Source organism: Paracoccus sp. (in: a-proteobacteria) (assembly GCF_047973135.1).
GTDB lineage: Bacteria > Pseudomonadota > Alphaproteobacteria > Rhodobacterales > Rhodobacteraceae > Paracoccus.
Genome location: NZ_JBKEBL010000241.1, coordinates 38,584 through 45,635, shown reverse-complemented (window position 1 = coordinate 45,635; position 7,052 = coordinate 38,584). Strand labels below are relative to the sequence as shown.

Here is a 7,052-nt window from a genome sequence, read left to right as displayed (position 1 = left end):
GAACCCGGCCAATGACAACCTGATGGAGCTGCTGATCATGACCGACGCGCTGCGGCGTTCCTCGGCGGCGCGGATCACGGCGGTAATTCCCTATTTCGGCTATGCCCGTCAGGACCGCCGCGCCAAGGCCCGCACGCCGATTTCGGCCAAGCTGGTCGCCAACCTGCTGACCGAGGCGGGGGTGGACCGTGTCCTGACGCTGGATCTGCATGCCGCCCAGATTCAGGGGTTTTTCGACATTCCGGTGGACAACCTTTATGCCGCGCCGGTTTTTGCGCTGGATGTGCAGCATCATTTCAAGGGCAGGATGGGCGATCTGATGGTCGTGTCGCCCGATGTCGGCGGCGTGGCGCGCGCGCGCGAACTGGCGACCCGGATCGGCGCGCCGCTGTCGATCGTGGACAAGCGCCGCGAAAAGGCCGGCGAGGTGGCCGAAATGACGGTGATCGGCGATGTTTCGGGCAAGGCCTGCATCATCGTCGATGACATGTGCGACACCGCCGGAACGCTGGTCAAGGCCGCCCAGACCCTGACCGATGCCGGTGCATCGGAGGTGCACGCCTATATCAGCCATGGCGTCATGTCCGGCCCCGCAGTCGAGAGGGACAGCAATTCGGTGATGAAATCGCTGGTCATCACCGATTCGATCCAGCCGACCGAAGCCATCAACTCCGCCCCGAACATCCGCATCGTCCCGACTGCGCCGATGTTCACCCAGGCGATCCTGAACATCTGGAACGGCACTTCGGTGTCCAGCCTGTTCGAGACCGATACCCTGCTGCCGATTTACGAAGGATTTTACAATCGCGACTGACCTGATCCGCTGCTTTCTGGTGCTGATGCTGTCTGCGGTGCCGGCGGCGGCGGATTGCGTGGTGCTGCTGCACGGGCTGGCGCGCAGCCCTGCCTCGCTGTGGGCGCTGGAACGGGCGCTGACCACGGATGGCCATGCCGTGGTCAATCAGGGCTATCCGTCACGCGCTGCGCCGCTGGCCGATCTGGCCCCGGTGGTCGGGCAGGGGATAGATCAATGCCCCGAAGGTGAAGCGGTGCATCTGGTCACGCATTCAATGGGCGGTATTCTGGCGCGGCTGTGGCTGGCCGAGCACCGCCCCGCGGCCATGGGGCGCGTGGTCATGCTGGCACCGCCGAATGACGGATCGCCGCTGGTGGACCGGCTGGGGGGGCTGCCTGGCTTCAGGCTGTTCAACGGGCCGGCGGGGCTGCAACTGGGAACCGGCGCGGATTCGCTGCCGCGATCCCTTGGTCCGGTGACGTTCGAACTTGGCGTGATCGCAGGCGACGGGTCGGTGAACCCGGTCTCATCGGCGCTGATCCCCGGACCCGATGACGGCAAGGTCGCGGTTGCCGCCACGCGGGTCGAGGGGATGGCCGATCACATTACCCTGCCGGTCAGCCACACATTCATGATGAACAATGCCGAGGTGATCCGGCAGGTCAGAACCTTCCTCGCCGAAGGACATTTCCAGCACTGACCCCTGCGTCAACCCGGAAGGGTTGGCAGGGAAATCACGCATTTTCCTGGTACTTGTCCTTGGCGGACATGTAATTTCGCAAACGCTGTCCGGGTTCGACCTCTGCCAGCACGCCGAAATACGCCAAAGCCTGCGCTTCGCGGCTGAAATAGGTCTGCTCTCTGTCGGCGCGATACAGGTGCGTTTTCAGAAACTCCTGCTCTGGCGGGGTCAAGGCGCCAAGAATGGAAGAAGCCGGATTGTTTTCCCTGAAGGCGATGGCGACCCCCACAGCATCGCGATACCGCGAGGCCTCGAACTGATCGCGCTGGTCGTCATATGTCTGACAGTCCGGCAACAGTGCTTCCAGCCGTTCCCATGCATCATGCAGCGCGGTGCGTAGCTGGAATTCCTGGATCACGGCGTCGCGTTTCGCCTCGTGTTGCAATCGTTCGGCCATGATCTGTGATTGCCGGCCAAGTTCAGACAGGTGCTTGCGGTATTGATCGACCAATGCCTCCAGCGCATTTGCCTGTGCGGTCTGGGCAATGACAGATCGCTTCAGCTCGGCATTCTGCTTTTCGACGGTCTGACGGGTTTCATCGGTCGTTTGGGCCGATGCACCGATCTCGCGCGCCTGAAGATGCAGGGAATACACGATGGCGACCAGCCCAAGGCCAGAAAACAGCGCATTCACAATGCCGAAGCTGTCGCCAAATTCATTCAGCGAGGCAGGTCTGCCGGGAACGACAAACATCGCGGTCCACAGGGCGATCACACCACACATGGCAATAGTCAAAATTGATCTCGACATAATAAACTCTCCCTAAAGTGGCAGAGTTTTCTGTTTTTACGTCAAATGTCACTCTGGCACCGGCGGCAGCGAAATCACGCATTCGCCCGGTTTTCCCATTCGCGCGCCCATGTCCCGCGCAAGGCTGCGCATGGTGTGGTTGCCGGGTTGGTATTGCAGGCGCAGCGTCGTCGCCCCGATCCGCCGTCCCGCAAGCATCGCGGCCAGGACCAGCAGCCTGCCCAATCCCGCATGCTGGACCTTGGTTTCGACCGAGACCGCGATTTCGCCGGATTTTGCGTCCTGATCGGGGACCAGTTCAGCCACGCCGCGCAGGGTTCCCCGGATGAATGCGCCGAAGATATAGACCTTTTTCCAGTCGATCTGCGCCACATAGGCGGCAATCGCGCTATCGCTCATCCCGGCATGAAAGCGCGAGGCGCGGTCGGCGGGCGACAGCCGCAGCAGATGCGCGGCAAGGCGGGGGGCGTCCCTTGCCTCAAGCCCGCGTACATCCAGCCGGTCGTTCAGCGAAGTCAGAAGCCCGGCTTCCTGCGCGTCGGTTTCGTCACTGTATTCGTCGCTGTCACTATATCGCAGCATCGTCAATTCCTGTTATGACCGCCGGTCCGGGGACCGGCCCGAAATATCCGCGGCAGGTTTTTCTGCGTCGCGGCATTAATGTAAGATTGTCATTGTGGGCCGATCTTTCAATCCCAGAGCCGGAACCGGCGAATTTTGGCGCATCAGTTCTTAATATATTGATAAAAAATATGAAAAAAAGCGACCCGAGGTGGACTCGCGCCGCTTTCCTGACGGATTTTTTACCTCGCTGCAATGCAGCAAATATCAACCGGGCGGCAGTGCCCGCCAGCCAATGTCACGGCGGCAGAAGCCCTGCGGCCAGTCGATCTGATCGACCAGAGCATAGGCGCGCTGACGCGCCTGGACCAGAGTCGCGCCGCGTCCCGTGCAGGCTAGCACGCGGCCGCCCGTCGCAGTGATCCGGCCGCCGCTTTCACTGGTCCCGGCATGAAAAACGGTCGCGAAGCTATCCTCAGCAACATTTTCCAAATTACTGATAATACTTCCTTTTATATATGAACCCGGATAGCCCGAGGCAGCCATCACCACTGTCAGCGCGTGATCGTCGGCCCAACTCACTGCGGCGCTGGCCAGCCGTCCCTCGGCGCAGGCCAGCAACAGGTCCAGAACCTGAGCCCCCAGCCGGATCATCAGCGCCTGACATTCCGGATCGCCAAAGCGGACATTGTATTCCACCAGCCGCGCCTGACCGTCCTCAATCATCAAGCCAGCGTAAAGAACCCCCTGAAAGGGTTTGTTTTGACGCAACATTTCTTCGACCGTCGGGCGAATGATCCGGTCCATCACCTGCGCCTGCAATGCCTCGGTCAGGACCGGCGCGGGGCTATAGGCACCCATGCCGCCGGTATTCGGGCCGGTATCGCCGTCTCCGACCCGCTTGTGATCCTGCGCGGTGCCGATGGGCAGGCAATCCGTGCCGTCGCAGAGCACGAAAAAGCTGGCCTCCTCACCAGCCATGAATTCCTCGATAACAACTGAGGTTTTTCCATACTCACCTTGAAAAACAAGATCAATTGCGTTGTAGGCCTGTTCCTCCGTTTCGGCGACCACGACCCCCTTTCCGGCGGCAAGCCCGTCAGCCTTGATGACGACGGGGGCACCCTGCTTGTGGACATGATCATGCGCGGCTGCGGCGTCGTCAAAATGCGCCCATGCGGCAGTGGGGGCACCGCAGGCATCGCAGATTTCCTTGGTGAAGGTCTTGCTGGCCTCTAGCTGGGCGGCGGCCTGCGAGGGGCCAAAGACCAGAAAACCGGAATCCCGCAGCGCGTCGGACACGCCCGCAGCCAACGGCGCCTCGGGGCCGATAACGACGAAATCTATCGAATTATCCTCGGCAAATTCAAGAACTTCGGCGCGGGAATTGATGTCGATTGTGGCGCATTCCGCAATCCCGGCGATGCCCGCATTTCCAGGCGCGACGATCAGCCGGTCGCATTTCGGGTTCTGCCGGATCGCCCAGGCCAGCGCATGTTCGCGCCCGCCGCCGCCAAGGATCAGGATATTCATGAGCCGACCTTTCGCTTGCCTTTGTCAGCGCGACTTCTAGTGTTGCGCATGTATTTCGACAAGTTCTTGAGGTGTGTATTGCGTGATCCGGACCTATGGTCGCGAATTGAACATCAGCCAGTCATTGTGGGCAACGTCAGACAAGACATCAAAGAGGTGCTTTCGGAACGCTTTTACTGTTCCGGTCAGAAAGCGGACGAGCTGATCCGAGAATATCGCCGGTTTCTCTATTTGTTCATCGTCTCGGCGCAGGGGGCCGTCCTGCCGTCGGATGTCATTCACGATCTGCTGCGAATGCATCAGGGGGTGGCCGGGGAATGGCAGCGATTTGGTCAGGCTGTGACGGGCAGGGCGCTTGATCGGTGGATTAATGACGAGCCGGGGCAGGGGCGTGCCTATCGCAGGACGAAACGGCTTTATGCGGCAGAGTTCGGGCAGAAACCGCCGCATCAATACTGGCCCATCCCCGGTATCGCGACAAAGGTGCTGGTCGCGGGCATGGTTGCGCCCATTGTGATGTTGTATGCGGTGTACTGGTTCGGGCCGGGTTATTACTGGCTGTTCCTGCCCATGATGATCGGTGTTTTCGCGCTTGTTCCGTTTAGCGGTCTGCTGCAGCCCTTCAAACTGACGCGGTCATCGCGGCGCGGCGGCGATTCCGGCTTTGTCGGCGGGATCGACGGATTGCAGGTGCCGTCGCACTCGGCCCGCCGGGACGATGACAGGTTGTTTGCCGATATCGGCGACGCTGATGGCGGGGGCAGCGGCTTCGATGGCGGCAGCAGCGATGGGGGCGGTGGCGATGGGGGCGGTGGCGGCGATTGAGCCAGGGCCAATCCGGACGCAAGGCGTATCGCGCCGCCGTCCGGGGGTTTCGGCGTTTCCCATCCGGCTGCACTCGGATCCCACCGGCTTTGGCTTTGCGACCTGTATCGAGGTTCCGGTCTGCAATCGCAGCATCACATCAGGGGCGAGGGGCTTTTGCGGTGGCGGGGCGCGAAAGCGTGGTCTAGAAATCCCGCATGGATCTGCTGGAAGACGAACCGGGCAGCAATGCCCATGAATTCACCGTGTCCGAGCTGTCGGGCGCGGTCAAGCGCAGCATTGAGGATCAGTTTGGCCGTGTCCGCGTGCGCGGAGAGATAGGGCGCGTGTCGCGGCCGGGCTCGGGGCATCTGTATTTCGATCTCAAGGACGACCGGTCGGTTCTGGCTGCCGTGACCTGGAAAGGGCAGGCGGCGCGTCTGGCGCAGCGCCCAGAAGAGGGGATGGAGGTCATCGCCACCGGTCGCATGACCACTTTTCCGGGGCAGTCGAAATATCAGTTGATCGTCGATCAGATCGAACCCGCCGGGGCCGGCGCGCTGATGGCGATGCTGGAAAAGCGCCGCAAGGCGCTGGCTGCCGAAGGCTTGTTCGATCAGGACCGCAAGCAGGCTCTGCCGTTTCTGCCGCGCGTGATCGGGGTTGTCACCTCGCCCTCGGGCGCGGTGATTCGCGACATTTTGCACCGCCTGCGTGACCGGTTCCCGACCCGCGTGCTGATCTGGCCCGTCGCCGTTCAGGGCGAGGCATGCGCGCCGCAGGTGACGGCGGCGATTGCGGGGTTCAACGCCTTGCCGCAGGGCGGGCCGGTTCCACGCCCCGATCTGATCATCGTCGCGCGCGGCGGGGGCAGCCTTGAGGATCTGTGGGGCTTCAACGAAGAATCCGTGGTGCGTGCCGCCGCCGCCAGCCGGATTCCGCTGATTTCCGCTGTCGGGCATGAAACCGACACGACGCTGATCGACTTCGCCTCGGACCGTCGCGCCCCGACGCCCACCGCCGCAGCCGAGATGGCGGTTCCGGTGCGCGCCGATCTGGCCGTACGGCTGGCCGAGGCTGGCGCGCGCATGACCCGCGCCAGCGCGCTGCGGATCGACAGGCCCCGCCAGCGGCTGCACGATCTGGGCCGTTCGCTTGGTCGGCCAGGCGCGCTGACCGAGGGCGCGCGGCAGCGGCTGGATCTGTGGGGCGCGCGGCTGGAACCCGCCTTGCGCGGGCTGGTGCGAAGCAAGCGGCAGGTGCTGCTGTCGCGCGCGATCCCGGCGGCGACCCTTCGCCAGTTCACCGCCGCCAAGCGGCACGGGCTGGAACGGGCCTCGGCGCGGCTGGACATGGCGCGCGACCGGTGGCTTGAGCGACGAAGCGACCGGCTGGCGCAGTTGCAACAGCGGCTGGACAATTCGCTGCGGCGCACCGTGGCGGCGACGCGCAAGGCGATCGACACCCAGACCGGACGGCTTGACGGGCTGACGCGGCGGCTGCAAATGGCGGCGCGGCGCGATCTGGCGGTCCGTCGCGAGGCTTTGGTGCGGCTGGACCGGATGCGGCAGACACTGGGTTATACCGAAACGCTGAAGCGCGGTTTCGCGGTGGTGCATGGCCGGGGCGGCGTGGTGACGTCGGTTGCTGACGGGGCGAAACAACCCCGGTTCGAGATCGAATTCGCGGATGGGCGCTTGACCGCGCGTCCCGAAAACCCGCCCTCGCAACCTGCCCGGAAAACGGACGGGCCTGCCCAGAAAACGCTTTTTTAGGTCAAAATTTGGCGAAATGGCCAGCCCGAGGTTGTGTCTCGGGTCTTGGCAGCATAGGTCTCGGGGCAGAAAAGCTGAACGGCATCGCGC

At 62.9% G+C, this 7,052-nt stretch carries 7 protein-coding genes; 4 read left to right on the top strand and 3 right to left on the bottom strand.

Annotated features, from left to right (window positions below; all coding sequences use genetic code 11):
• Together ACK5L9_RS18170 and ACK5L9_RS18165 are read left to right on the top strand one after the other, a co-directional pair.
• Nucleotides 1-814: ribose-phosphate pyrophosphokinase (locus ACK5L9_RS18170; RefSeq protein WP_416912862.1), on the top strand; the 814-nt coding region annotated here is incomplete at its 5' end.
• Nucleotides 815-839: 25 nt separating this feature from the next.
• A complete protein-coding gene (locus tag ACK5L9_RS18165; RefSeq protein WP_416912861.1) occupies nt 840-1,496 on the top strand; it encodes an esterase/lipase family protein in 657 nt (218 codons plus the stop codon).
• 34 nt (nt 1,497-1,530) lie between these two features.
• On the opposite strand, the gene ACK5L9_RS18160 is transcribed toward ACK5L9_RS18165, so the two are convergent.
• The 3 genes from ACK5L9_RS18160 to purD all read right to left on the bottom strand — a co-directional run bounded on the left by ACK5L9_RS18160 (nt 1,531) and on the right by purD (nt 4,383).
• Nucleotides 1,531-2,289 (bottom strand): hypothetical protein, encoded by a 759-nt coding sequence (locus tag ACK5L9_RS18160; protein ID WP_416912860.1) that lies wholly within the window; start codon nt 2,287-2,289, stop codon nt 1,531-1,533.
• A 48-nt stretch (nt 2,290-2,337) separates the two neighbouring features.
• A complete protein-coding gene (locus tag ACK5L9_RS18155; protein WP_416912859.1) occupies nt 2,338-2,871 on the bottom strand; it encodes a GNAT family N-acetyltransferase in 534 nt (177 codons plus the stop codon).
• Between the two features lie 246 nt (nt 2,872-3,117).
• Nucleotides 3,118-4,383 carry a phosphoribosylamine--glycine ligase gene (purD, locus tag ACK5L9_RS18150; protein ID WP_416912858.1) on the bottom strand — a complete coding sequence of 422 codons (1,266 nt, stop codon included), beginning with the start codon at nt 4,381-4,383 and terminating at the stop codon, nt 3,118-3,120.
• A 126-nt stretch (nt 4,384-4,509) separates the two neighbouring features.
• On the opposite strand from purD, the gene ACK5L9_RS18145 reads away from it, so the two are divergent.
• Together ACK5L9_RS18145 and xseA are read left to right on the top strand one after the other, a co-directional pair.
• A complete protein-coding gene (locus ACK5L9_RS18145; RefSeq protein WP_416912857.1) occupies nt 4,510-5,208 on the top strand; it encodes a hypothetical protein in 699 nt (232 codons plus the stop codon).
• 197 nt (nt 5,209-5,405) lie between these two features.
• Nucleotides 5,406-6,962, top strand: coding sequence for an exodeoxyribonuclease VII large subunit (xseA, locus tag ACK5L9_RS18140; protein WP_416912856.1), 1,557 nt, complete (start codon nt 5,406-5,408; stop codon nt 6,960-6,962).
• The last annotated feature ends 90 nt before the right edge of the window (nt 6,963-7,052 follow it).